This window comes from Rhizobium sp. 16-488-2b, assembly GCF_017741815.1.
Classification (GTDB): domain Bacteria; phylum Pseudomonadota; class Alphaproteobacteria; order Rhizobiales; family Rhizobiaceae; genus Rhizobium.
Genome location: NZ_JAGHMF010000015.1, coordinates 217815 through 240409 on the forward strand (window position 1 = coordinate 217815; position 22595 = coordinate 240409).

Sequence of the window (22595 nt, forward strand, 5' to 3'; positions counted from 1 at the left end):
CGATGCCGCAACTCGAACTGACCGCCACCCCCTCCCCCGATGACCTCGCGGTCATCGGCGAGACCCTCACCGCCTTCAACCACGCCGACGTCGGCCCAGCCGATCGCCAGACGCTGGCGGTGCTCATCCGCAACGAGGAGGGATCAGTGATCGGCGGCCTCTCCGGCTACACCGCCTGGGGTTGGCTCTTCACCCAGCTGCTCTTCATCCCCGAAAACCAACGCGGCACCGGCCTCGCCGGTCGGCTTCTGACAATGGCCGAAGAGGAAGCCGCCAATCGCGGCTGCCACGGCGCCTGGATCGACACCTTCAGCCCGCACGCGCTCAAAGCCTATCTGAAACAGGGATACGAAATCTTCGGCGAACTGCCGGAATTCCCGAAGGGCCGCACGCGGACGTTTCTGCGCAAGGCGCTGACGCCTTCTGATACTGGCGCCGGATAGCGGAGCCTGTCGCTCGCCTTAGAGATGAGCGATCTTGGCCTCGACCTCGGTCAGTCGCGACTGAACTTCTTCCGCGATGCGAGATGCGTGCGATGCATCGCGCAAGGCTGTGAGCACCTCATTGTACTGCCCCACCACGTCGATCTGGGTTCGCTTGAGGTCGTTGGCGCGGTCGTCAAGCAGCCTTTCGGTCTCCTAAAGCCGAGCGGAGATCGCCTCCAACCGTCCTGAAGTCTCGCTCTGATGCCCGAGCGCAAGCTCATGCAGGCTGTTCATTTTGCGATTGAGCTTGGAGATTTCTGTCTCGACGGTGCTGAACTTGTCGATAGCGGCTTCGACCATGCCCAAGGTCCGTTTCTGACCATTGAACATGGCTTCCATCATCGCCAGCATTTTTGCCGTCTCGCTATCGCTCACGCGCGTCGATCCTTCTGCCTTATTCAATATGGCATTACGGCATGCAAAGAACAAGGAAGCGACCCCCTCAGGCGATTGACGCCTGTCGCGTCTCCGAATCGATCGCCACCGCCGCCAGCGCCGAGATCACGAGGAAGCCGGCGAAGAGGCCGATCGCAACGCCGAGCCCTTCGGAGACGACAAGCGCCATCAGCGACGGCGCGAGAAGACCGCCAAGTCGCGCGACGGCACCCGCCGTACCCATGCCGGTCGCCCGTATCGCGGTCGGGTAGAGTTCCGGCGTATAGGCATAGAGCGCACCCCATGTCCCCAGCAGCGCGAAGCTCATGATCAGCAGCGACGCACCGACCATGATATCGACGCTGGAGACGACGAACAGCAGGCAGCCCGCCGCCGATAGAAGGCAGAAGGCGATCAGCGTCGGCTTGCGGCCCCAGGCCTCGACGCCATAGGCGGCGAGCGCATAGCCGGGGATCTGCGCCAGCGCCACGAAAACCAGGAAGCCGTAACCTCTGACGAAGCCGAAGCCATCGCCCGCAAGCTTCGCCGGCATCCAGGTGAAAACGCCGTAATAGGACACAGAAACGAGGAACCAGATCGCCAGGATCATGACGGTGCGACGGCGAAGCGCGCCCGAAAACACGCCTTCGGAGGCCGCGTGCGACGGCGGCACCAGCTCGTCCTCGGCACCGAGAACAGGCTTGCCGTTCGCAGCGAGCACCCGGTTGATCGTCGTCTTCGCCTCCTCGCCACGCCCGCCGCGCAAGAGATAGAGCGGCGATTCCGGCACGAACAGGCGCAGGCCGAGCCCGAGTATGGCAGGCACCGCCGTCACCGCGAAGATGTAGCGCCAGGCATCCTGAACACCCGCGACACTGGCAGCCCACGCCGCAAGCGCGACGATCAGCGTCCCGATCGCCCAAAAACCCTCCAGCGCCACCAGCCAGCGGCCACGGCTTTTCGACGGCAGGAACTCCGCCATCATCGCATAATCCACCGGCAGCGTGCCACCGACGGCCACACCGGTGAGAAAGCGCAGGACAAGCAGGATGGTGAAACTCGGCGCGAAAACCGACAGCGCCCCGAACACTGCGTCGCAAGCAACAGTGAGCAGCAGCACATTGCGCCGCCCGACCTTGTCGGCCAGCCGGCCGAAGGCGTAGGCACCGATCAGCATACCGAGGAAGAACAGCGTTCCCGTCTGCAGCGCCTGCGGCACCGTCAACCCGAAGCTCGCGGCGATCGAGGCGGCGGTAAAGCCGACCGCCAGCACCTGCATCGCATCCGCCGTCCAGACGAGACCGAAAATGCCGAGAAGCCGCCGTTGAAACGGTCCGGTCCCCGCGCGATCCAGCGCCTCGTCGATTGAAATGCGACCCATGCCTTGTCCCCCTCAAGCATCTGAAAGATCACCAAAACCGGCGACCCCGTCATAGCTCAATAGAACAGATGGCTTATTTGCGCCAGCCGATCGTGCCCTTCAGCCGGCCATGCACGTCATCGCCCAGCGGCACGACAAGCACCCGGCCCGGATCGACCGGTCCCGGAAAGGTCAGCGCGTTATAGGCGACTTTCTCGAAGCCGAGCGGCCCGTAATAGGGCGGATCGCCAACGAGGATGACGGCCTCGGAGCCCTTGCGCTTGGCCGCTTCCACCGCGATCCGCACCAGTTCCCGGCCGATGCCGCGGTTCTTGTGTGAAGGGCGAACGGCAAGCGGGCCGAGCAGATGGCCGGGCACGTCGCCGGCCATCACGGGTGTCATGCGGACGGATGCGATCGTCTCGCCGTCATCGGCGCAGATGAAGGACAGCGACAGGTCGTGCGGCCCCTGCTCGCGGATGCGGGCGGCGGCGCGGGTGTGCCGGCCCGGGCCGAAAGCTTCTTCGTTGATGTGTTCGATAGCGGCGTCGTGCGACGCGTCCTCAGTGAGGTAGACCAGATCGTGCTTGTGCATGAAGAGACAGAAACCGGATAGACAAAATGATGGGTTCTCGAACACGCCCTTGGGCGTTCGGGAGCATCAGCGTCGTCGCAGGGTTCTGTATGCGCACATCAAATCGGGTTCCTGAAATCGTGAAAAGGCCGATAGCAGGAAAAAAATCGGTCGTCTATGGGAAAAGATTGCCGCCCCCGCCCCGGAATGAAACTCAGACGATTTCACCGAGGTGATGGCGCACCCACTTACCCTCCTCCGATGCGGTCCGCCCGAAATGCCGCTTGAAGTCGCGGCTGAACTGCGCCGGGCTCGCATAGCCGACCGAGACCGCGATCTCCGCGATCGTGCTGCTGTGGCGGGCGATCATCAGCCGCGCCTCGTGAAGCCGCATCGCCTTCACATATTGCATCGGGCTGCTTCCCGTCAGTTCCTTGAAGCGGACATGGTAGGAGGGAATGCTCATCCCGACCTGCCTGGCCAGATCGGCGATCGAGATCTCGGCGCCGTAATTCTCGCGCAACCAGCCCAGGCTCTGCACCACTTTGCCGGACGAACCCTGCCGCTGCAGGGCGGCAATCATCGCCCCACCCTGCGGTCCCACCAGCACCCGATAATGCAACTCCCGCAAAAGACTATCCCCGAGAACGGTTGCTTCCGCGGGTCTTTGAAGCGCCGTCAGAAGACGCAGCAGCACGTCCTCGATGTCGGGTGACATCCTGCTGGACACCAGACCGCGCGGCTTCTCCTCCGCCAATCCGCCATGCGTCTCGAGCTGCATGGCAATCTCGGCCGCCATCTGCATGTCGAAATCGACATAGACGGCAAGCAGCGGCCGCTCGGGGCTGGCGATCGATCGCATCCGGAAGGGCACGGGAACAGACACCGCCAGATAGTGATCCTCGTCGTAGAGATAGACCTCCCTTTCGAGCATGCCCTGCTTGCTTCCCTGAAGCACGAAAACGGCACCTGGCTTGTAGAGCACGGGGATGTCGTGAAGCACCGCCTCCGTCCGCAGCAGGCGCACCGAAGACAAATCAGTCAGGTTATACCCCTGCGCGGGAGCAAGCGCCCCGGCAAGCTCCACCAGCCTGCGGCGCATCGCGCCATCGCGCTCCATATTGATAGGATTTGGCAACATACTCAGACAATCCGCAATCGAAACAGCCTGTCCCCAAGAGTATTTATCAATCCACTCAATATCAAGGAGACTTGTTGATCATGTCACGCAAGACCATATTCATCACCGGTGCCAATTCCGGCTTCGGCCTCGCCATTGCTTCTCGCGCCGTGAAAATGGGCCACAAGGTCATCGGCACCGTCCGCTCGGAGGCCTCGCGCCAAACTCTTGCCAAGGCTCTCCCCGGCGTCATCACCACGCTTTGCGACGTCACCGATTTCGACCGCATCCCCGATGTCGTGAAAAAGGCCGAAGACGATCACGGCCCAGTCGACGTCCTCATCAACAACGCCGGCTACGGCCATGAAGGCGTGCTTGAGGAGTCTCCGATCGAGGAGATGCGCCGCCAGTTCGACGTCAACGTCTTCGGCGCCGTCGCGGTCGCCAAGGCCTTCCTTCCGCGCTTTCGCGAGCGCCGGCAGGGCTTCATCGTCAATGTCACCTCGATGGGCGGCATGATTACCATGCCCGGCATCGCCTACTACTGCGGCAGCAAGTTCGCGCTGCAGGGCATATCGGCGGTGATGCGCGCCGAGATGGCACCCTTCGGCGTCCATGTCACCGCCCTGTGCCCCGGCTCGTTCAGAACCGATTGGGCCGGACGCTCCATGGTGAGGACGGAGAGGTCCATCGCCGACTACGACGCCATCTTCGACCCGATCCGCACCGCGCGACAGGAAAAAAGCGGCAAGCAACTGGGCGACCCCGACAAGCTCGCCGCAGCCGTCCTCACTTTGATCGAGGCCGACGCACCGCCGCCGCAACTCCTGCTTGGCAGCGATGCCCTGAAGCTTGTCTCCGAGCGCGTTCGTGAGCTGCAGCAGGAGATCGAGGAGTGGAAAGCCCTGACCATCTCGACGGATGGCTGATCGCGTCGTGAACCCGCCAACCGCGACCAGCCCGCGCTATGTTGCGCTCGACCAAGGGCCGAGGGCGGGCGCTATCATCCCCTCGGCCAGCGCTCGACCGTCTGGCCGCCGAACAGCCGGCTCGTTGGCATCTGGAAGATGAAATAGGGGTTGAGCAGCGGCAGCGTGCTTGCCTGCTCCAGCCTCTCCAGCATCGCCTCGTCGAGATCAACATCCAGCGAAGCGATGTTCTGTTGCAGCTGCTCCACCCGGCTGGCGCCGATCAACACAGACGAGACGCCGGCGCGCCGCGCCACCCAGGCGAGCGCCACTTCCGCCGCCGACCGGCCGATCTCGGCCGCGACGGAGGTCACCACATCGACCACATCGAAATTGCGCTCGGTAAACAGCATGCCGCCGAAAGGATTGTCGCCATTCAGCCGGCCGTTGCTGCCGCTTTCCGATGTCTCCGAGGTCTTGTCGGGCAAGGCTGTGGCGCGCCCGGCCTCGGCCAGCATCTCGCGACCGTATTTGCCGGTCAAAAGACCCGCCGCAAGCGGGCTCCAGGGCACCATGCCAAGCCCGAACTCGGCGCCGGCAGGCATGAGGTCGAGCTCGACGCCGCGATCGATCAGCGAATAGGCATATTGCAGGCCGATCGGCTTCGGCAGCCCATGCGCTTCGGCAAGCGTCGCGATCCGCGCCACATACCAGGCGGGCGTGTTGGAAAAGCCATAATGCAGGATCTTGCCGGCGCGCACGGCATCGGAAAGCGTCTGCAACACTTCATCGGCGGGCGTCGTCTGGTCCCACACATGCATCCAGTACATGTCGATATAGTCGGTGCGCAGCCGCTTGAGCGATCCCTCGATGCCGAGGCGGATGTTCTTCGCCCCGTTGCCGCCCCAGAGCGGCGTGCCCGCGCCGCGCGGAAATCCCGATTTGGTCGCCACCACCAGCCGGTCGCGCTGCCCGCTGTCGGAGAGAAACGCGCCGAGCATCTCCTCGCTCTTCCCCGCCGAATAGATGTCGGCCGTATCGATGAAATTGCCGCCGGCATCGACATAGGCGTCAAACAGCGCCCGCGAGGTCTGCTCGTTGGCGCCCCATCGCCCGGCGCCGAAGGTCATGGTGCCAAGCGCCAGCGGGCTGACGATCAGTCCCGAGCGGCCGAGGGTGCGATAGCTGGTAAGGTCCATATCCGTGCTCCTTGTTCACACCCGTCCATTTAGGCCGGCACAAGCCACAGGATTAGCGGTTGCCCGTCGCATGAACTTGTGAGCAGAATGCAGCAATGGAACGCGGAACGCTCAACGATCTCCTCGCCTTTGCCGCCGTCGCCCGCGAGCGTAGTTTTACGCGCGCAGCCGCCGTCCTCGGCATGTCGCCCTCGGCGCTCAGCCACGCGATGCGCGGTCTGGAGGAGAGATTGGGCGTCCGGTTGCTTGCGCGCACCACCCGCAGCGTCGCGCCCACCGAGGCCGGCGAGCGGCTTCTGCAATCGCTCAACCCGGCGCTCTCGGATATCGAGGGCGGCCTTGAGGCGCTGGCCGAATGGCGCGACAACCCCTCCGGCACCGTTCGCATCACCACCTTTGCCTATGCCGCCAGGATGGTGCTCGTGCCGAAGCTCCCCGCCTTCCTGCTCGCCCATCCCGATATCAACGTCGAGGTGATCATCCAGGACGGGCTGACCGACATCGTCGCCTCAGGCTTCGACGCCGGCATCCGCCTCGGCGAAACGGTGGACAAGGACATGATCGCGGTGCGGGTCGGGCCTGAACTGCGCACCGTCGTCGTCGGCACGCCCTCCTATTTCGCCCGCATCCCACAGCCGGAAACGCCTTATGATCTCGAGCGCCACGCCTGCATTGGCTACCGCCTGACGACCTCGGGCGGCCTGCTTCCCTGGGAGTTCGAAAAGGATGGCAAGGAGATCAAGATCCGCACCAGCGGCCCGCTTATCGTCAATGATGGCGAGCTTCCGGCAGCCGCCGTGCGCGCCGGCGTCGGGCTCGGCTATATGATGGAGCACGACGTGGCCGACGAGATCGCTTCCGGAGCGCTGGTGCAGGTGCTTAACGACTGGTGCCCGCCCTTCCCCGGCTTCCACCTCTACCACCCGAGCCGCCGTCAATCGCCGCCGGCGCTGCGCGCGCTGATCGCCGCCTTGAGCGTCAAGTAGCAATCGCACTGCCGGGCGCAATCAGCGCGTGACGCACTGTTCAATTTTTGCCCCACTGCAAAATCCGCCCAAGCGCGATATCTAACGGGCAACGAAAGATCGAAGGAGTAGACACCATGGGTATGCTGGTCGACGGCGTCTGGCAGGACGTCTGGTACGATACGAAGGAGACCAAGGGTCACTTCAAGCGCGCCGCCTCGCAGTTCCGCAACTGGATCACGCCGGATGGCAGCGCCGGTCCATCGGGCAAGGAAGGCTTCAAGGCCGAGGCCGGGCGCTATCATCTCTACGTGTCGCTTGCTTGTCCCTGGGCGCACCGCACGCTGATCTTCCGCAAGCTGAAGCGGCTGGAAGACCTGATCTCGGTCTCCGTTGTCGATCCACTGATGCTGGAAAAGGGCTGGGAATTCAAGGTCGGCGACGGCGCCACCGGCGATCCGCTCTTCGGCGCCAAGGCGCTCTCCGACATCTACGTGAAGGCTGATCCGCACTATTCCGGCCGCGTCACCGTGCCTGTCCTGTGGGACAAGAAGACCAACACCATCGTCAGCAACGAATCCGCCGAGATCATCCGCATGTTCAACAGCGCCTTCGACGCGCTGACCGGCTCGACCACCGATTTCTACCCGCAGGACCTCCGCGGCGAGATCGACGATCTGAACGCGCTTATCTACGACACCGTCAACAACGGCGTCTACAAGGCCGGCTTCGCGACTGCCCAGGACGCCTATTCGGAAAGCGTGCTCAAGCTCTTCGAAACGCTCGACATGCTGGAAGACCGCCTCGGCAAGGGCCGCTATCTCGTTGGCGACCGGTTGACCGAGGCCGATTGGCGGCTCTTCACCACGCTGGTGCGCTTCGACCCAGTCTATGTCGGCCACTTCAAGTGCAACATCCGCCGCATCGCCGATTACCCGAACCTCTCGGCCTATCTGCGCGATCTCTACCAGACACCAGGGATCAAGGAGACGGTCGACTTCCGTCACATCAAGGACCACTATTACCGCAGCCACAAGACGATCAACCCGACCGGTATCGTCCCCGTCGGCCCGGAATTGGATCTCGACCGCCCGCACGGCCGCGGCGAACGCGCCGCCGCTTAACGAAACCGCCCGACCTACCAAACCTGGTCGGGCGCATGCTCTCCGGCGATCTCGGCAAGACGACGGTGCGTCGACGCCGTCGTCCCCTCGGGCAGCGCGTCGAGCGCGAAGAAACCGCATTCGACGATCTCGCGGTCCGGCGCCCTCGGCGCCGTCTGCTCGACATTGGCGCGGTAGAACACGACATGGTCGCGCCGCGTGGCCGAGGTATTGAGATAGACCTGAACGAGCTCCGGGCGTCCTACAATCACGAGATTGCCCTCCTCGCGCAGTTCCTTGACGAGCGCGTCCTCGGCCGTCTCGTTGCGCTCGATACCGCCGCCCGGCATATGCCAGCCGGGCACGTAGCTGTGCCGCACCAGAAACACCCGGCCGCTGTCATCGAAGCAGGCGGCGCGCACGCCCATGGTCATGCCGCGCGCGAAGGCGAAGTAGATATGCACCACGCGCATCATCAGGCGCGATTGCCAGTGGCGGATTTCTTTCACGCGTCTTCCAATTCCATCAATCCGTTCAAGCAGATGTGCGAGGAGATGTGTTTGAAATACGGCTGCCGTGAGCTATGTGTGCACCCATGTTCAAGCTCGCGCACATTTCAGACGTCCATCTCGGGCCGCTGCCCCACATCTCTTTCCGTGAACTCTTTTCCAAGCGTATCACCGGCTTTGTGAACTGGCATCGCAATCGGCGCAAGCACCTTTTCGGCGGTACGCTGGATCTCCTGCTCGACGATATCCGCGAAAAGCAGCCGGATCACATGGCGATTACGGGCGATCTCGTCAATCTCGCGAGCGGGCTTGAAATCCGCGCCGCCGCCGGCTGGCTGCGCGAACTCGGCGATCCCAAGGACTACTCCGTCGTCCCCGGCAATCACGACGCCTATGTGCCCGGCGCCTACGAGAAGTCGATGCGCGCCTGGTACGATAATGTCCGCGGCGATCTCGCGCCTGCCGAATGGCAGGAAAACAAGCATATCTTCCCCTATCTGCGCATTCGCGGAAAAGTCGCGATCGTCGGCTGCTCGACGGCGGTGGCAACGCCCCCCTTCGCGGCCAGCGGCTTCTTTGGTGAACGGCAGGCCCGCGAGACGGTGAACATGCTGCGCGCCGCCGGCGAAGCCGGGCTGTTTCGTGTCGTCATGATCCACCATCCGCCGATCCGTGGCGCCACATCCTTCCACAAGCGCATGATCGGCATCCGCCGTTTCGCCGCCGTCATCTCCACCGGCGGCGCCGAACTCGTTTTGCATGGACACACGCACCTGAACACGGTGCACTGGCTGCGCGGCCAGACCGGACCGGTTCCTGTCGTCGGCATCGCCTCGGGCTCGCAAGGCCCCGGTGGTTCGAAGCCGCCCGCCGCCTACAATCTCTTCAGCATCGACGGCTCCCCCGGCGCCTGGAGCCTCAAGGGCGAACGCTTCAGCCTCAGCCCCTCGGGCGACGACATCAACTCGGAAAGCGTCGATATCTTCAGGCTTTAGCGCCATTTCCGGAATCAGTTTCGCGGCAAGTTGAATCACTGCGCGAACTCAGGCGAAAAACCATCAGATCGGGGCCGATCGCCTCTTGGTATTTCCCGATCTAGGCGTACACTCCTTATATTAGCGATCTGATGTCAGGAGACGTCGCATGCCATCCACGACCCGTACGCTCCGCGGCCTGGCGCTCGCCGGCCTTCTCGCCTTCACCTTCTCTGCCCCCGCCTTCGCCGCCGGCGAGGAGACCGACGAAACCAAGCCGCCGCCGAAGACCGAAACCACCACCAAGTGCGCCGACGGCAAGGTCTGGGACAAGAAGAAGAAGGAATGCGTCACGCCGAACAAGCAGACCTTCAACGACGACGATCTCTACAAGGCCGCCCGCGAATTCGCCTATGCTGGTCAGTACGACAATGCCATCACCGTGCTCAACCTCGCCCGCAACCAGAACGACCCGCGCATCCTGAACTATCTGGGCTACGCCAACCGCAAGGCCGGTCGGATGGAGCTTGGCATGTCCTATTATCGCAAGGCGCTGCAGGCCGACGGGAACTATATTCTCGCACGGTCATATATGGGCCAAGCTTTGATGGAACAGGGTGATGAGCAGGGCGCGCGCGTGCAGCTGGTCGAGATCCGCGACCGCGGCGGCGAGAACACTTGGGCCTACCGCTCGCTCCTCCAGTCGCTCCACGGCTACAGGACCTATTGAGCCCGAGGATCACCCGAAAAAAGCTTTGGGAACCCGTGAGATAAGTGGCCTTTTGCTTGCGAAGCAGCGGCGATTTGTTTCATAAAGGACACAGAGACGATATAATTCGCAAATGCGCCAGGTAACGGCTCCGTAAAGGCTCTCGATACCCGGCATTCACCTTGGGAAAACCATGCGTCAACCTGTGACGACCATCGACATCAGACGCGATCTAGTGGGTCTTCTGCCCCGGTTGCGGCGGTTCGCGATGACGCTCGCGGGTGATGCGGCGGGCGCCGACGAGCTTGTCCAGGCCGGCTGTCAGCGCGCGATTGCCAAGAGCAATCAATGGCAGGGCGAAGGCCGGCTCGACAGCTGGGTCTACACGCTGATGCGCCAGCAATGGAGCGAGGACCACCGCAAGCGCAAGCCGCATGCGGTCAACAAGACCAATGTCACCGATATCCGCACGGCCACGCGCGACCGCGCCGCCATCATCGATTCCGATGCGATCCACCGGATGATCGCGGAGATGCCCGAGGGCATCGCCAGCGCCTTCCTGCTGGTGTCGATCGAAGGCCATGGCTACCAGCAGGCCGGCGACATCATGGGCGTCGCCCCTACCCTCATCATGTCGCAGCTGGCGCAGGCGAAACTGCACTTCGCCAGCCTCGCCGACGACCATTCCCACAGGTTCTGATTTGCTCGACTTCAAGAAACTGCCGCTCGATGCCCAGCTGACCGCCCTTCTCGATGGCGAGACGACGCCCGAGCAGAAGCATGAGCTGGAACAGCGCCTGGCAACCGACGACGGCGCGCGGCGGATCTACGACAAGCTGCGCAACGGCGCCGATTTCGGCAAGCGCCGGCTCGACGACATCCTGAAGGAACCGGTACCATTGGCGCTGGTGCGCTCGATCAAGAGCGTGCAACCGCCCAAGGCCCCCGTCGCGCCCCGCCAGTCGCGCCAGCCGTTCAAGTTCGCGCCCTCGGGTCCGCAGGCGCTGGTGGCCGCGATCGTGCTTCTCATCGCCGGCTGCGGCATCGGCTATATCGTCGGCGCCGGTCACATCGCGTCGCAGACCGCGCAGGCCATCGATGCCGCGCAGACCAGCGAAGCGACAGAATGGCTGGGCGACATGCTCGCCAACCAGAGGTTGCTCGCCCGCCAGCCTCGCCACATCTTCGAAGTCCCGGCCACGCAGCCAGAAGAAATCTCCACCTGGCTCACCACCTCCGTCGGCGTCGCCTTCCGCGTCCCGGATCTCGTCTCCGAGGGCTGGACCTTCCAGGGCGCTCGCGTGACGCTCGCCGGCGGCCGCCCGGTCGGCCAGCTCGTCTACACCAGCTCCGACGGCGACCTCGCCACCATCGCCTTCCGCAAGGACAACCAGCCTGAAGACGCCGAGGATTTCAAGGAAACGATCCGCGACGAGATCGGCCTGGTCACCTGGCACAACGCCGGCACCTCCTACATGCTGATCGGCCCCTCCTCCGAGGCATCGCTCAGCCAACTCGCCATGCAGATCGCCACCGCGATTTGAACCGCCAGATTTAAAGCGCGCATAAAAAAGCGGGCGCCGCATGCGACGCCCGCTTCATGATTCCGTGGTCTACAATCAAGCCTTGCCGGCCCTCACATCAAGCACCCGGTTTGCCGCCGAGACGATCGCTTCCAGCGACGCACCGACGATGTTGGTGCTGATGCCGGCGCCGAAGAGTTTGCCGCCGGGATAGGACGTCTCAACGTAAGAAATCGCCGAGGCGTTCGAGCCGTGCTGCAGCGAGTGCTCGGAGTAATCCTGCACCGCCATCTCGACACCGAGATACTCGGAGAGCGCGTTGATGAAGCCGTCGATCGGACCGTTGCCGCGTCCCTCGATCGTCTTCGTCACGCCGTTATCGGTGATCTCGGCGGAAACGACGCGGACGCCCTTGCGCTCGGGATCGGCGAAGGTCTGGTGATCGACGAACTTGATGCGGCCCTTCGGCTGCGTCACGTAGCGCTCGATGAAGTGGTCGTAGATCCGCTTCGACGGCAGTTCCTTGCCCTCTTCGTCGGTGATCCGCTGGATCTCCTCGCGATACTCAACCTGCAGGTTGCGCGGCAGGTTGAGGCCGTAATCCTGCTGCAGGATATAGGCGATGCCGCCCTTGCCGGACTGCGAGTTGATGCGAATGATCGCCTCGTAAGAGCGGCCAACGTCCTGCGGATCGATCGGCAGATACGGCACTTCCCAGACCGGGTGGTTGGCGACCTTGATCGCCTTCATGCCCTTGTTGATCGCATCCTGATGCGAGCCGGAGAAGGCCGTGTAGACCAGTTCGCCGACATAAGGATGGCGCTCGCCGATCGGCATCTGGTTGGAATATTCGAACACGTCCTTCATGCGCACGATATCCGAGCAGTCGATCTCGGGATCCACACCCTGCGTGAACATGTTGAGCGCCATGGTCACGACGTCGACATTGCCAGTGCGCTCGCCGTTACCAAACAGCGTGCCCTCGACACGATCGGCGCCCGCCAGCAAGGCCAGCTCGGCTGCGGCGATGCCGGTGCCGCGGTCGTTATGCGGATGCAGCGAGATGATCAGGTTCTCGCGATTGTCGAGATTGCGGCACATCCATTCGATCTGGTCGGCATAGACGTTCGGCGTCGCCATTTCGACGGTCGACGGCAGGTTGATGATCAGCTTATTGTCGGGCGTCGGCTTCATCACCTCGATGACCGAGTTGCAGATCTCCAGCGCCACGTCCAGCTCGGTGCCGGTAAAGCTCTCCGGCGAATATTCGAAGCGATAACCGCCACCGGCCTTGGCCGCCATGTCGGAAATCATCTTCGCCGCGTCGACCGCGATCTGCTTGATGCCGTTGACGTCCTTGGCGAAAACCACGCGGCGCTGCAGCTCGCTCGTCGAATTGTAGAAGTGAACGATCGGCTTGTTGGCGCCTTCCAGGGCTTCAAAGGTGCGCGTGATCAGCTCCGGACGGCACTGCACCAGCACCTGCAGCGACACGTCGTCGGGCACATTGCCCTGCTCGACGCACCAGCGTGCGAAGTCGAAATCGGTCTGCGAGGCCGACGGGAAGCCGATCTCGATTTCCTTGAAGCCCATGTCGAGCAGCAGCTGGAACATCCGCGCCTTGCGGTCGTGGCCCATCGGGTCGACCAGAGCCTGGTTGCCGTCGCGCAGGTCCACCGAGCACCAGATCGGCGCCTTGGTCAGCGTCTTGGTCGGCCATGTGCGATCGGGGATGTTGACCTGCGGATAGGGGCGATACTTCATCGCCGCGTCAGGCATGCCGTGGGAGCGGGTCTTCGTGTCCATGTCTTCTCTTCCTATTCCCGTCATCTGGCCGCGTCATAGCGCATGGCCTGCCTGTTGGCGATGACGAATCCGGCGCAAAGCGTCCGGTTGATCGATTTTTGGGATATGTGAAGAGGAGCTATGGCCGGCGGGCTTTGGGCCGCCGGGCGCTCCTCAACGGACCCGGCAACCGCGCGTAAGGCCGAGGAGAAGAAGCGAGGTCAGGGCGCGCGTATTGTCGCGCAGGGCGATACGCCCGCGTGCAATCTGCTCAGAAATCATGATGCCCGTGCTCTTCATGCCGGCCTGTATAGCCGCCGCGCGAAAAACTGGCAAGTGCCTGCCCATCTTTTTGCCAGCTGCACGAATTCAGCGCTGCCCGACGGACGAAAGACGCTCGGCGATCCACAGCTGAAGCAGATCCTGCCGCGACACCCCAAGCCGCTTCGCCTCGGTATCCAGCGCACGCAACTCATCGACGGTCAGATCGAAGGCAACAGGTGTCAGTTCCTGGCCGGGTCCGCGCGCCTTCGACCAGTCGAGATATTCGCTGATATCCTCGCCGTCGTCGAATTTCTTGTCGAGTTCTTCAGCCGAAATGGCCTTCATCACCACCACTCCTAGATGAAGCAGCTTATCTCGATTTCACAAATCGCTGCAACGCCATCATCAGCCCGCCAGCCAGCAGCCCCCAAAAGGCGCCGGAGATGCCGCCGAAGGAAACGCCTGATGCCGTCACCAGGAATGTGATCGCCGCCGCCTCCCGCGTATCGGGCGCCTGGAAGGCCGCCATGGCCGAGCCCGAGAAGGCGCCGACCAGCGCCAGCCCCGCCACCGCCTGGATCAGGATCGGCGGCGCCAGTGCGACGGATGCGGTGACGGCTCCCGCAAGCGGCCCGAGGATGAGATAGCAGACCCCGCAGACGATCACCGCCCAGTAGCGCCGCTTCGGATCGGGATGCGCATCCGGCCCGGCGCACATGGCCGCCGTGATCGCCGCAAGATTGACGGCATGGCCGCCAAAGGGGGCCGAGAGCAGCGAGAAGAAGCCGGTGGAAGCAAAGAGCGACCCGGGCTTGGTCTCATAGCCATTGACCTTCATGACCGCGATCCCAGGAATATTCTGCGAGGCCATGGTGACGATGAAGAGCGGCAGCGCGATCGACACGAAGGCCGGCACGTTGAACACGGGCATGACGAATTCGACCGTCGGCACCAGCGAACGCTTGACGGTATCGAGCGCGCCCACGGGCACATCGACCCCGAAGACCACGACCAGCACGAAGGCCGCCAGCGCCGCCGGCACGGCCCATAGCCGCTTGAAGGCGCCGACGACGATCCAGGCAAGCACGATCGGCAGCCCGAGCAACGGATTGAACCCGACAGCCTTCACCGGCGCGAAGCAGAGCCCGATCAGCACGCCTGCCAGCATCGCATTGGCCAGCGGCGCCGGAATGGCCGCCACCGCCCGTCCGAGCGGCTTGAACAGCCCGGCGATCACGATCAGCAACGCGCAGATCATGAAGGCCCCGACAGCCGCATTGAACCCGCCCTCGACCACACCGGTCGCAGCCAAAAGCGCGCCCCCCGGCGTCGACCACGCCATGCTGATCGGCAGCCTTGAGGTTACGCTGAGCACGATCGCGCAAATCCCGAGCGAGACCGACAACGCCATCAACCCCGAAGCCGCCTGCGCCTCCGTGGCGCCAACAGCCTGCAACCCGTGCAGCACGACGGCAAACGAACTGGCGAAACCGACGAAAGCGGTGAGAACGCCCATGAACAGGGCCTGCACGGAGAAGTCTTTAAGCATGCGGGGGACTCGGAGCGAAGAATGGCGTCATGCAGCCGTATCGCAAACGGGGGCGCAAGGCCAGATACACCCACCACCCTCATTCTCGCCCTTGTGGCGGGAATCCAGCCGAGGCGCGTCCGCGCGGCGAAAGACTCTTCCCGGTCCGAGGCCGGGATGAGGGGAAGTAATACCCACCAAAAACAAAAAAAGCGCCCTCGCCCGCCATTGTCCGGCAAGCGAGGGCGCTCTCATCTCGATCCGATCAGATGTCGCTCTGCGACGTCACGATGCGCGAAACCAGCCCGTAGGCCTTGGCTTCTTCAGCGGAGAGCCAGTAGTCGCGGTCGGTGTCGGCGGCGATCTTTTCGTAAGACTGGCCGGTGGCGTCAGCCATGATCTTGTTCAGGCGCTCGTTCATCTTGATGATCTCGCGTGCCTGGATTTCGATGTCGGACGCCATACCGCGCGTGCCGCCCGAGGGTTGGTGCAGCAGGAAGCGGGTGTTGGGCAGGCAAAGGCGCTGCTCCTTGGGGGCGGCGACATAGATCAGCGCGCCGGCAGAGGCGACCCAGCCGGTTCCGATCATCCAGACCTTCGGCTTGATGAACTTGATCATGTCGTGGATCGAATCGCCGGATTCGACGTGGCCGCCGGGCGAATTGACGTAGATGCGGATGTCTTCGTCGCTGGCCGCGGCAAGCGCCACGAGCTGCGAGCAGACCTTCTGCGCCAGTTCCTGGTTGATCGGTCCATAGATGAAGATGGAACGCGACTTGAAAAGGTTCGCCTCCGTTTCCTTGCCGAGCGGCAGTTCCTTCGTCTTGTCGTCCTGGTCTTCGTCGTTCATTCGAACCTCTCTCACGTAAATTCGGGTTCCCCGCACATAGTGCGACTCAATGCGTAAAACAATGCGTGAAAAAGACAAGCCACGGAACGGGTGAAGATATGGTTAGGGGTCATTGGCTTACTGAAATGTAACTTGTGGAGGCTTTGAAAAGTCTCAATCCGTTCCTACGTCCTTCTCAAGCGACCCACTTGAGACCACATGCGAGCCCAGAGCCAAGGAGACAGCCGATGTCACCCGAAGAACGCCAACTCCTGACCGCCCTTTTCGAACGCGTCCGCACCGCGGCCGCAACGCCGCGCGACCGCGACGCCGAACAGCTGGTCGAACAAAGCACCCGCGAACAGCCCTATGCGGCCTATTATCTGGCACAGGCCGTGATCGTGCAGGAAAAGGGCCTCGAGGCCGCCGCCAGCCATATCAAGGAGCTGGAAGAACGCGTCCGCCAGCTCGAGGCGAACCAGAGCGACAACCACCAGGCCGAGCAAGGCGGTGGCTTCCTCTCCTCCATCTTCGGCAGCAGCCAGCCGCCGCAGCAGCGGCAGCAGCCGGCACCTTCGGAAGCTGCATCAAGCGGCCCCTGGGGCAGCGCCCCGCGCCAGCAGATCCGTGAAAACCAGGGCTTCGACACCGCCCCGCGCATGCAGCAGCAACCCTCCGGCCCCTGGAGCCCGCAAGCCCAGGCCCCATCTGCCGGCGGCAGCTTCCTGCAGGGCGCGCTCGGCACGGCGGCTGGTGTGGCCGGCGGCATGCTGCTCGCCAATTCGCTGAGCGGCATCTTCAGCGGCGGCCACATGTCCTCGCTCGGCCTCGGCTCGGGCGCCACGCCATCAAGCGCGCCGACGGAAGAGACCGTCATCAACAACTATTACAACAATGACGGCGGCAGCCAGCAGGCCGACAATACCCGCACAGTCGCTGACAACAACGTCGCCGATAACAACGATAACGACGACAGCGGCCTGCAGCAGGCCGATTATGATAACGACGACGACAATTTCGACGATCAGTCCGACTTCGGCAGCGACGACAGCTTCAACGTCTAGGCCTGCCGACCGCACACCGGGATGAGGCCACTTGCGGGCCGCCTCATCCCCACCGCACCACATCCGACTACCAAGTTTCCGTGCGCTCTGACGCACGCCGATTGATAAGCCCCCCTGGCATCGATATGGTCCGCCGCGATCATTGACCTCATGAAACGCAGAGCGGACGACAGAGCATTGAAAACCCTCATCATCAGCCGCAAGGCCGAGGAAACAAGGCGGCGCTTCCAGACGCGGCAGATGCAGGCGCTCGGCCTCGATTTCGAGTTTCTGGATGCCTTCGAGGCCCGCGACCTGACGCCGGAAGAATGCCAGAAGGCCGCCGACAGCTGGCCGAGCCCGACGCTGCGCGAAGACGTCGCCTGCTTCACCTCGCACCGCATCGCCTGGCGCAGGATCATTGACAGCAATCAGCGGATGCTGATCCTGGAAGACGACGCCGTGCTGTCGCAGAGCTTCGCCGACGCGCTGGCAAGCATCGAGGCACGCCCTGATGGCGACGATATCGCCTACGATCTTGAATTCGCTCCGCGCGATCATATCGTCGCGAAACATCCGTTCTGGACCGACGGGGCTTATAGCGCCCGGCGCGTGTTCCAGAACCGCGTCGGCACGGCCGGCTATGTCATCGGCCCGGGTGCCGCCGCGCGCATGTTGAAGGACACCGAGACCTATGGCCTGCTCGACGCCTATATGTGGCACCGCGCCTGGCTGAAGGCCTACCAGATCGAGCCCGCCCCCGTCATCCAGATGCAGTTTCTCGACGGCAGCGCCGACAAGGCGGCCTTCATCCGCAAATCGATCGACCGCGCCTTCACGCCGAGCAAGCTGCGCAAGAACCTGCTCAGGCTGAAGCTGGAGGCCATAAAGGCCCGCAACCTCATCCGTGGCTGGCTTGGTGGCGAGAAGCGCCCGCTGCGCATGGACCGGGCAAGTTTCCCGCCCGATCCCGCCAAATCAGCCGACTAAACTCAGCCGCGGCCGATCAACCACGACCGCGATAGGTCGCGACACCCTGGTCGGGCAGCCATACGCCCTCGGGCGGCTTGCCGGTCTGCCAGAACACGTCGATCGGGATACCGCCGCGCGGATACCAGTAGGCGCCGATCCTCAGCCACTTCGGATCGAGCAGCTCGACCAGGCGCTTGGCGATATAGATCGAGCAATCCTCGTGGAAGGCGCCGTGGTTGCGGAAGGAATGCAGGAAGAGCTTTAGCGCCTTGGATTCCACCAGCCATTCGTTCGGGATGTAATCGATGACGATATGGGCGAAATCCGGCTGCCCGGTCATCGGGCAGAGCGAGGTGAATTCGGGCGCGGTGAAGCGCACGACATAATCAGTGCCGGCATTGCTGGCGGGCACTTTTTCCAGCACCGCCGTCTCGGGCGAGGTCGGCGATTCGGTCTGATTTCCCAGCATGGACAGGCTGGAGACGTCGGTATTGGGCATTCAAGCCTCCTTGATGACTTTGACGCGGATGCCGTGGGCCTTTTCGCCCTCCGGCTCGACGTGAATGGCGATGCTGGAGCCCGGATGCACGGCACGAATGGCATCCTCAAGGCGATCGCAGATATCGTGCGCCTGCCTTACAGACATAGCGGCCGGCACGACAAGATGGAAATCGATGAAAGTGACGGCGCCGGCGCGTCGCGTCTTCAGATCATGCACCCCAAGCGACCCCGTCGCATGCGTGGCGATCGCAGCCTTGATCGCCTCTTCTTCCTGCGGCTCCACCGCCTGGTCCATCAGCCCGCCGATCGAATGCGAGATCACCTTCCAGCCCTGATAGAGAATGTTGATCGCGACAAGAATGGCGAGGATCGGATCGAAAATCGCATAGCCGGTGGCGATCGCCAGCAACAGGCCGATCAGCACGCCGACGGAGGTGACGACGTCAGACATGATATGCTGGCCATCGGCCGTCAGCGCCGCCGAGCGATACTTGCGCCCGGTCGAAATCAAAAGCCGCGCCCAGACGGCGTTGATCACGCCGGCCGCGAAGTTGATGGCGAGACCGAGCACCGGCGCCTCGAGCATGCGGGGATCGGCCAGATGCCCCACCGCCTCGTTGACGATCAGAAGGGCGGCGACAACGATCAGCACGCCCTCGGTAACCGCCGAAAGATACTCCGCCTTGTGGTGCCCGAAGGGATGGTCATGGTCCGCCGGCTTCTGCGCATAGCGGATCACGAAGAAGGCGATGAAGGCGGCAACGACGTTGACCGTCGATTCCAGCCCGTCGGACAAAAGCGCCACCGACCCCGTGACCCACCAGGCCACCATCTTCAGGCCCATCACCCCAAGCGACATCGGAATGCCCCAGAATGCCAGCTTCCGAACCGTAAGGTTTCCCTGTTCGCTCATCTCTGTCCCTCTGCCTTCTTAGATGTCCAATACCGGTGCGGATGCGAACGAATTGCAGAAACAATGCCATTCAAACGCAAAACCGCCCGCGCGAAAATCGCGCAGGCGGCTGTTGCGGGGGATATGGGCTAGAAATGGCGATTTGTCAAAGCGGAAGTGCCGACAGGAGGTCGACGGGCTGATTGGCCGCGCCTCAAACCTCGGAAGAATGGATCACTCGCGTCTTGGACCGCAAGGCACTCAAGGCGATCAGATGGACGACCTCCAGAGGAGCAGTGCAAAGATCATCGATCACCTTGATCTGGAACTCCTCCGCAGCGCGTGACAATGCCGTAAACACCACGCAGTTCTGTGTCATCATCCCGCAGACCAGCAATTCCGTCGTTCCCCTCAAATGATCTGCGAGGTTCGTCTCCTGAAATGCGTCCGCATACTGCTTCGTCACGACAGGAGCATCGCCAGCCGCAGCCAGAACAGCCGGGCGGATCTCAACGCCATCACCGCCGGCGGCAAACAGGCCCGTCGGAGCGGTCGACACGTGCCGAACGAGAACAATCCCGTCACCCCTTGCGCGTGCTTGCCGGATCGCGTCGACGACCCGCTTCTCTGTTTCTTCGGCCTCCCAGAGCGGCAGCGCGCCGCCGGGGAAATAGTCGTTCTGAACGTCGATCACGAGAAGGGTGCGGGTCATCCGGAGGCTCCATTTGATGTTTCGCCCACAGTGATGACATCCGATTTCGTCGCCGTGGAGTGGCCTGATTGCCTTTTATCGTGTAAATCGGGCCAATGCGCATCGCCATTATCGCTTACGACCATATCAGCCCTTTCATGCTATCCACGCCGCTGGCCGTGTTTGGCGAGCAGCTCCTTGCGGGTGGGCACCAGGTTCAGGTGTGCTCGGATCAGCTCCGGCTGAACGCGTTTGGCGGCATGATCATCGAGGCCGCCCATCGGCTGGATGCGGTCGATGGCGCCGATATCGTCATTTTACCGGGTTGGCGGAGCGTGGACGAGCCCGTATCGCCCGATATCGTTGCCAAGCTGAAGGCGGCCGATGCTCGAGGATCCATCGTCGTGGGCTTGTGCCTGGGGGCTTTCGGCCTTGCCGAGGCGGGATTGCTCGATCGGCGGCGCGCAACGACACATTGGGCCCACGCGGAGACCTTCGCGGCCCGCTATCCACGTGTAACGGTCGATGCGGCCGCGCTGTTCGTGGACGAAGGCCGCGTCCTGACGTCCGCCGGTGTCGCTTCGGGGCTGGATTGTTGCCTGCATCTGCTCGGCCGGATGTGCGGGATTGGTGAAGCAAACCGGATAGCGCGCCATCTCGTCGTCGCCCCTCAGCGCGCGGGTGGACAACCGCAACTGATCGAGCGACCAGCCATCGGATCTACTGCCGATCGGCGAGTGACCGAACTTCTCGAAGGCCTGCGCGCCGATCCCATCGCGCCGCCTTCGCTGGATGAACTGGCCAAGCGCTCGAACATGAGCCGCCGAAGCCTGACACGCCATATCCGGGCACGGACCGGAGGTAGCCTTGGCGAATGGATAAGGCGCGTTCGCGTGGCACGAGCGAAGGAGCTATTGGTGGCCGGCGTACGCGGGCTGGACGACGTCGCCTTGCGCAGCGGTTTCCCTGATGCCCATGCACTACGCACGGCATTCCGCATCGAAGTCGGCGTGACGCCGGTGCAATGGCTGGCGCACCAAAGGGTCCCCGGTGCCGCGTTTTCGCTGTTGTCGGGAAAATCCTAGTTTTTACCAAAGTCGCCGGGCGGACTTTTCACGCGAACTGCCGTCGCACCGGAACAGCAGGTTTCACGAGCGCCTTCTTCGGCTAACAAAGACCGCAATGAAGGCCACGGACGGCAACGGTGCGACTATCAGAGACCAAGGTCCAAACCAAGCATGCTGCTCATGACGAAGGCGACGGCCCCGACACCCAAGAGCGCCAGCACGAAGGCTCCCGCGATCTTGCCGCCCGCGAGCAATACCGAGCCTCTGTCGATCTTATCCACCTGATCGTAATGCCACTTGATGGCGAAGTACATTCCCGTGCCCAACGCGAGAACCTTGAAAATCACGAAGACTATGGGAAACCAGTCCATGGCAAATATCCTTACGTGCGGCACTGCGCGCTTTATGCTCCTGTTTTAGGCAAACGCGTACTGCTTATTGTGCAACGCAGATATGTAATCGCGTACTGAGGTTTGCGCCGGGGATCAATGCGCCGCCGCGGGAAAGAAGGAAACCGTAGTCCGCTTGGGCCGAAAACCGACTTCGTACGCAAGTGACCCGTTTATGCGGCTAACTCAGCATCCGGAGCCCCCCTCATCCGCCCTTCGGGCACCTTCTCCCCGCGGGGGAGAAGGGCATAGCGGCACCCTCTGCGGTCTCTTCCCCTCTCCCCTCGGGGAGAGGTTAGGGTGAGGGGCCACACGGCGAGACGTTGCTGACGAAGACGTCCCCAATGGGCCAAAACCGGGTCCGGATGCTTGCAGTAGACTTACCCCCTACTCCCCGCCCTCGCCCGCATCGCCACCAAACACCACCGTCTGCGGCCAGCGCAACAAAGCCGCCTCGCCCGCCTCGTTCAGCGCATAGACGCCCTTCCCCTGCCGGTCGAACCAGCCATAGACATTGTCGAGTAGGATGCGCCCCGCCTGCGGCGCCCAAGCCTTCATGTCGCGCGGCCGCACCAACCCCTGTTGAAGCGCCGACGCGCAGATCAGCGCCTGCTGCCGGTAGGCGGTCATGATCGGCGAGCGCGTCGCGCCCCCGAGCGCCGGATCGCCCTGTCTTTTCCGGTGCTCTTTCACCAGCCGCGTCCGCCGCTTCGGGTTCGTCCGCGGCATCGGCGACACCGAGCTGACGATGACGCTGACCGACCGCCGTACCGACTTGCATCTTTTCCACCTCCTGCGCCGTCTCTGAAGAACATCTGCGTAGTCCTCTG

26 protein-coding genes are annotated in these 22595 nt (G+C 63.0%); 11 read left to right on the forward strand and 15 right to left on the reverse strand.

The features are described from left to right. Positions 1 to 2 precede the first annotated feature (2 nt). Positions 3 to 443, forward strand: a complete 441-nt coding sequence (locus J5286_RS15605; protein ID WP_209191198.1) for a GNAT family N-acetyltransferase — start codon at positions 3 to 5, stop codon at positions 441 to 443. A gap of 195 nt (positions 444 to 638) precedes the next feature. Here J5286_RS15605 and J5286_RS15610 read toward each other — a convergent pair whose 3' ends face one another. From J5286_RS15610 to J5286_RS15625, 4 genes are all read right to left on the reverse strand, one after another. Then, complete coding sequence (locus J5286_RS15610; protein ID WP_209191199.1) at positions 639 to 860, reverse strand: hypothetical protein; 222 nt, start codon at positions 858 to 860, stop codon at positions 639 to 641. 67 nt (positions 861 to 927) lie between these two features. Next, entirely contained in the window at positions 928 to 2241 is a 1314-nt protein-coding gene (locus tag J5286_RS15615) for an MFS transporter (RefSeq protein ID WP_209191200.1), read from the reverse strand. 73 nt (positions 2242 to 2314) lie between these two features. Next, the gene (locus tag J5286_RS15620; RefSeq protein ID WP_209191201.1) at positions 2315 to 2815 is read right to left on the reverse strand and encodes a GNAT family N-acetyltransferase; all 501 of its coding nucleotides are present in this window, start codon (positions 2813 to 2815) and stop codon (positions 2315 to 2317) included. Positions 2816 to 3008: 193 nt separating this feature from the next. Further along, a complete protein-coding gene (locus J5286_RS15625; RefSeq protein WP_209191202.1) occupies positions 3009 to 3935 on the reverse strand; it encodes an AraC family transcriptional regulator in 927 nt (308 codons plus the stop codon). A gap of 80 nt (positions 3936 to 4015) precedes the next feature. Here J5286_RS15625 and J5286_RS15630 point away from each other — a divergent pair, with 80 nt between their 5' ends. Continuing rightward, positions 4016 to 4843: an oxidoreductase gene (locus tag J5286_RS15630; RefSeq protein ID WP_209191203.1), complete on the forward strand. Its 828-nt coding sequence runs from the start codon at positions 4016 to 4018 to the stop codon at positions 4841 to 4843. Positions 4844 to 4917: 74 nt separating this feature from the next. Here J5286_RS15630 and J5286_RS15635 read toward each other — a convergent pair whose 3' ends face one another. Then, positions 4918 to 6021: an aldo/keto reductase gene (locus J5286_RS15635; RefSeq protein ID WP_209191204.1), complete on the reverse strand. Its 1104-nt coding sequence runs from the start codon at positions 6019 to 6021 to the stop codon at positions 4918 to 4920. Positions 6022 to 6116: 95 nt separating this feature from the next. Between J5286_RS15635 and J5286_RS15640 the strand changes: the two genes are divergently transcribed. Further along, entirely contained in the window at positions 6117 to 7007 is an 891-nt protein-coding gene (locus J5286_RS15640; RefSeq protein ID WP_209191205.1) for a LysR family transcriptional regulator, read from the forward strand. Positions 7008 to 7123: 116 nt separating this feature from the next. Next, positions 7124 to 8110, forward strand: a complete 987-nt coding sequence (locus tag J5286_RS15645) for a glutathione S-transferase family protein (protein ID WP_209191206.1) — start codon at positions 7124 to 7126, stop codon at positions 8108 to 8110. Between the two features lie 14 nt (positions 8111 to 8124). On the opposite strand, the gene J5286_RS15650 is transcribed toward J5286_RS15645, so the two are convergent. Next, complete coding sequence (locus tag J5286_RS15650) at positions 8125 to 8562, reverse strand: NUDIX domain-containing protein (protein WP_209191314.1); 438 nt, start codon at positions 8560 to 8562, stop codon at positions 8125 to 8127. A gap of 122 nt (positions 8563 to 8684) precedes the next feature. On the opposite strand from J5286_RS15650, the gene J5286_RS15655 reads away from it, so the two are divergent. The 4 genes from J5286_RS15655 to J5286_RS15670 all read left to right on the forward strand — a co-directional run bounded on the left by J5286_RS15655 (position 8685) and on the right by J5286_RS15670 (position 11825). Continuing rightward, positions 8685 to 9593 carry a metallophosphoesterase family protein gene (locus J5286_RS15655; protein WP_209191207.1) on the forward strand — a complete coding sequence of 303 codons (909 nt, stop codon included), beginning with the start codon at positions 8685 to 8687 and terminating at the stop codon, positions 9591 to 9593. A gap of 148 nt (positions 9594 to 9741) precedes the next feature. Beyond that, positions 9742 to 10302, forward strand: a complete 561-nt coding sequence (locus tag J5286_RS15660; RefSeq protein ID WP_113237304.1) for a tetratricopeptide repeat protein — start codon at positions 9742 to 9744, stop codon at positions 10300 to 10302. 172 nt (positions 10303 to 10474) lie between these two features. Next, on the forward strand, positions 10475 to 10981 hold the full coding sequence (locus J5286_RS15665; RefSeq protein WP_018897343.1) for an RNA polymerase sigma factor: 507 nt from the start codon (positions 10475 to 10477) through the stop codon (positions 10979 to 10981). Position 10982: 1 nt separating this feature from the next. Further along, positions 10983 to 11825, forward strand: a complete 843-nt coding sequence (locus J5286_RS15670; RefSeq protein WP_209191208.1) for an anti-sigma factor family protein — start codon at positions 10983 to 10985, stop codon at positions 11823 to 11825. A gap of 75 nt (positions 11826 to 11900) precedes the next feature. Here J5286_RS15670 and leuA read toward each other — a convergent pair whose 3' ends face one another. The 4 genes from leuA to J5286_RS15690 form a co-directional block, all read right to left on the reverse strand. After that, entirely contained in the window at positions 11901 to 13610 is a 1710-nt protein-coding gene (gene leuA, locus J5286_RS15675) for a 2-isopropylmalate synthase (protein ID WP_209191209.1), read from the reverse strand. Positions 13611 to 13958: 348 nt separating this feature from the next. Next, positions 13959 to 14198 carry a type II toxin-antitoxin system BrnA family antitoxin gene (brnA, locus tag J5286_RS15680; RefSeq protein WP_209191210.1) on the reverse strand — a complete coding sequence of 80 codons (240 nt, stop codon included), beginning with the start codon at positions 14196 to 14198 and terminating at the stop codon, positions 13959 to 13961. 25 nt (positions 14199 to 14223) lie between these two features. Further along, complete coding sequence (locus J5286_RS15685) at positions 14224 to 15402, reverse strand: benzoate/H(+) symporter BenE family transporter (protein ID WP_209191211.1); 1179 nt, start codon at positions 15400 to 15402, stop codon at positions 14224 to 14226. A 244-nt stretch (positions 15403 to 15646) separates the two neighbouring features. Then, complete coding sequence (locus J5286_RS15690) at positions 15647 to 16231, reverse strand: ATP-dependent Clp protease proteolytic subunit (protein WP_018897336.1); 585 nt, start codon at positions 16229 to 16231, stop codon at positions 15647 to 15649. A gap of 227 nt (positions 16232 to 16458) precedes the next feature. Between J5286_RS15690 and J5286_RS15695 the strand changes: the two genes are divergently transcribed. Then, on the forward strand, positions 16459 to 17274 hold the full coding sequence (locus tag J5286_RS15695) for a DUF2076 domain-containing protein (RefSeq protein WP_209191212.1): 816 nt from the start codon (positions 16459 to 16461) through the stop codon (positions 17272 to 17274). A 177-nt stretch (positions 17275 to 17451) separates the two neighbouring features. Further along, positions 17452 to 18243, forward strand: coding sequence for a glycosyltransferase family 25 protein (locus tag J5286_RS15700; RefSeq protein WP_209191213.1), 792 nt, complete (start codon positions 17452 to 17454; stop codon positions 18241 to 18243). 16 nt (positions 18244 to 18259) lie between these two features. Here J5286_RS15700 and queF read toward each other — a convergent pair whose 3' ends face one another. The 3 genes from queF to J5286_RS15715 all read right to left on the reverse strand — a co-directional run bounded on the left by queF (position 18260) and on the right by J5286_RS15715 (position 20330). Continuing rightward, positions 18260 to 18724, reverse strand: coding sequence for a preQ(1) synthase (queF, locus tag J5286_RS15705; RefSeq protein ID WP_209191214.1), 465 nt, complete (start codon positions 18722 to 18724; stop codon positions 18260 to 18262). After that, positions 18725 to 19639 carry a cation diffusion facilitator family transporter gene (gene emfA / locus J5286_RS15710; protein ID WP_209191215.1) on the reverse strand — a complete coding sequence of 305 codons (915 nt, stop codon included), beginning with the start codon at positions 19637 to 19639 and terminating at the stop codon, positions 18725 to 18727. It abuts the gene before it with no gap. 193 nt (positions 19640 to 19832) lie between these two features. Continuing rightward, positions 19833 to 20330, reverse strand: a complete 498-nt coding sequence (locus J5286_RS15715; protein ID WP_209191216.1) for an isochorismatase family protein — start codon at positions 20328 to 20330, stop codon at positions 19833 to 19835. Positions 20331 to 20425: 95 nt separating this feature from the next. On the opposite strand from J5286_RS15715, the gene J5286_RS15720 reads away from it, so the two are divergent. Further along, positions 20426 to 21394: a GlxA family transcriptional regulator gene (locus J5286_RS15720; protein WP_209191217.1), complete on the forward strand. Its 969-nt coding sequence runs from the start codon at positions 20426 to 20428 to the stop codon at positions 21392 to 21394. A gap of 128 nt (positions 21395 to 21522) precedes the next feature. On the opposite strand, the gene J5286_RS15725 is transcribed toward J5286_RS15720, so the two are convergent. Together J5286_RS15725 and J5286_RS15730 are read right to left on the reverse strand one after the other, a co-directional pair. Continuing rightward, positions 21523 to 21747: a hypothetical protein gene (locus J5286_RS15725; RefSeq protein WP_113010302.1), complete on the reverse strand. Its 225-nt coding sequence runs from the start codon at positions 21745 to 21747 to the stop codon at positions 21523 to 21525. A gap of 405 nt (positions 21748 to 22152) precedes the next feature. Next, positions 22153 to 22595 (reverse strand): DUF2161 family putative PD-(D/E)XK-type phosphodiesterase (locus J5286_RS15730; RefSeq protein WP_247749723.1); only part of this gene is annotated, 443 nt, incomplete at its 5' end.

What these genes read in the sequence shown, in the direction of transcription:
- J5286_RS15715 (WP_209191216.1), bottom strand. Translation starts at nt 20,330, where the DNA reads ATGACCCGCACCCTTCTCGTGATCGACGTTCAGAACGACTATTTCCCC.
- J5286_RS15640 (WP_209191205.1), top strand. Translation starts at nt 6,117, where the DNA reads ATGGAACGCGGAACGCTCAACGATCTCCTCGCCTTTGCCGCCGTCGCC.
- J5286_RS15685 (WP_209191211.1), bottom strand. Translation starts at nt 15,402, where the DNA reads ATGCTTAAAGACTTCTCCGTGCAGGCCCTGTTCATGGGCGTTCTCACC.
- brnA (WP_209191210.1), bottom strand. Translation starts at nt 14,198, where the DNA reads ATGAAGGCCATTTCGGCTGAAGAACTCGACAAGAAATTCGACGACGGC.
- J5286_RS15605 (WP_209191198.1), top strand. Translation starts at nt 3, where the DNA reads ATGCCGCAACTCGAACTGACCGCCACCCCCTCCCCCGATGACCTCGCG.
- leuA (WP_209191209.1), bottom strand. Translation starts at nt 13,610, where the DNA reads ATGGACACGAAGACCCGCTCCCACGGCATGCCTGACGCGGCGATGAAG.
- J5286_RS15695 (WP_209191212.1), top strand. Translation starts at nt 16,459, where the DNA reads ATGTCACCCGAAGAACGCCAACTCCTGACCGCCCTTTTCGAACGCGTC.
- J5286_RS15690 (WP_018897336.1), bottom strand. Translation starts at nt 16,231, where the DNA reads ATGAACGACGAAGACCAGGACGACAAGACGAAGGAACTGCCGCTCGGC.
- J5286_RS15720 (WP_209191217.1), top strand. Translation starts at nt 20,426, where the DNA reads ATGCGCATCGCCATTATCGCTTACGACCATATCAGCCCTTTCATGCTA.
- J5286_RS15620 (WP_209191201.1), bottom strand. Translation starts at nt 2,815, where the DNA reads ATGCACAAGCACGATCTGGTCTACCTCACTGAGGACGCGTCGCACGAC.
- J5286_RS15615 (WP_209191200.1), bottom strand. Translation starts at nt 2,241, where the DNA reads ATGGGTCGCATTTCAATCGACGAGGCGCTGGATCGCGCGGGGACCGGA.
- J5286_RS15650 (WP_209191314.1), bottom strand. Translation starts at nt 8,562, where the DNA reads ATGCGCGTGGTGCATATCTACTTCGCCTTCGCGCGCGGCATGACCATG.
- J5286_RS15645 (WP_209191206.1), top strand. Translation starts at nt 7,124, where the DNA reads ATGGGTATGCTGGTCGACGGCGTCTGGCAGGACGTCTGGTACGATACG.
- J5286_RS15655 (WP_209191207.1), top strand. Translation starts at nt 8,685, where the DNA reads ATGTTCAAGCTCGCGCACATTTCAGACGTCCATCTCGGGCCGCTGCCC.
- J5286_RS15660 (WP_113237304.1), top strand. Translation starts at nt 9,742, where the DNA reads ATGCCATCCACGACCCGTACGCTCCGCGGCCTGGCGCTCGCCGGCCTT.
- emfA (WP_209191215.1), bottom strand. Translation starts at nt 19,639, where the DNA reads ATGAGCGAACAGGGAAACCTTACGGTTCGGAAGCTGGCATTCTGGGGC.
- queF (WP_209191214.1), bottom strand. Translation starts at nt 18,724, where the DNA reads ATGCCCAATACCGACGTCTCCAGCCTGTCCATGCTGGGAAATCAGACC.
- J5286_RS15625 (WP_209191202.1), bottom strand. Translation starts at nt 3,935, where the DNA reads ATGTTGCCAAATCCTATCAATATGGAGCGCGATGGCGCGATGCGCCGC.
- J5286_RS15630 (WP_209191203.1), top strand. Translation starts at nt 4,016, where the DNA reads ATGTCACGCAAGACCATATTCATCACCGGTGCCAATTCCGGCTTCGGC.
- J5286_RS15725 (WP_113010302.1), bottom strand. Translation starts at nt 21,747, where the DNA reads ATGGACTGGTTTCCCATAGTCTTCGTGATTTTCAAGGTTCTCGCGTTG.
- J5286_RS15635 (WP_209191204.1), bottom strand. Translation starts at nt 6,021, where the DNA reads ATGGACCTTACCAGCTATCGCACCCTCGGCCGCTCGGGACTGATCGTC.
- J5286_RS15665 (WP_018897343.1), top strand. Translation starts at nt 10,475, where the DNA reads ATGCGTCAACCTGTGACGACCATCGACATCAGACGCGATCTAGTGGGT.